The sequence below is a fragment of the Kitasatospora sp. SC0581 genome (genome assembly GCF_048159585.1).
Classification (GTDB): domain Bacteria; phylum Actinomycetota; class Actinomycetes; order Streptomycetales; family Streptomycetaceae; genus Kitasatospora.
The window spans coordinates 1-425 of sequence record NZ_JBLRWA010000154.1 but is presented as its reverse complement, the minus strand read 5'-3'; the positions used below and the strand labels follow the sequence as shown (position 1 = coordinate 425).

The window sequence follows — 425 nt, the reverse complement described above, 5'->3', positions numbered from 1 at the left end:
GACGAAGAAGGTATGGGCGAGCGTTCTCGCCGACGACACGGGAGCCACGCGGTGAAACTCAGCAAACTTGCCCAGGTCTTCGGCTGGCCCGCGTCCGGCCGCCGGCGCAGGACCGCGCCGAACCGGTCGCGGCCCGCCGCGCCGCAGCACCACCAGGTGGCCGCCGAGGATGTCTTCGTCCGGGCGCGCCCCTGGACGGCGCCGGTGCCGTTCTGGTGCACGGTCACCGCCTACTACCGGTACGGGCAGCCGATCACACTCTGGAGCGGCGGTGCGGGCAGTGTGCGCCTGGCCGTCAGGATGCTGCGGGAGCGGGTCGAGGCGCTCGCCGACGAACTCGGCCTTCCCGAGGGCGACGAGCAGCTGCTGTGGCTGGACGCCCCGTCCGCCGAGGGGCGGGCGGCCGACGACCTCGCCAAGGGCCG

Annotated in this window: 1 protein-coding gene; it reads left to right on the top strand. The window is 73.9% G+C overall.

Annotation, left to right across the window (positions count from 1 at the left end; genetic code table 11):
- Positions 1 to 51: 51 nt before the first annotated feature.
- Positions 52 to 425 (top strand): hypothetical protein (locus ACLWS4_RS37540; RefSeq protein ID WP_416876509.1); only part of this gene is annotated, 374 nt, incomplete at its 3' end.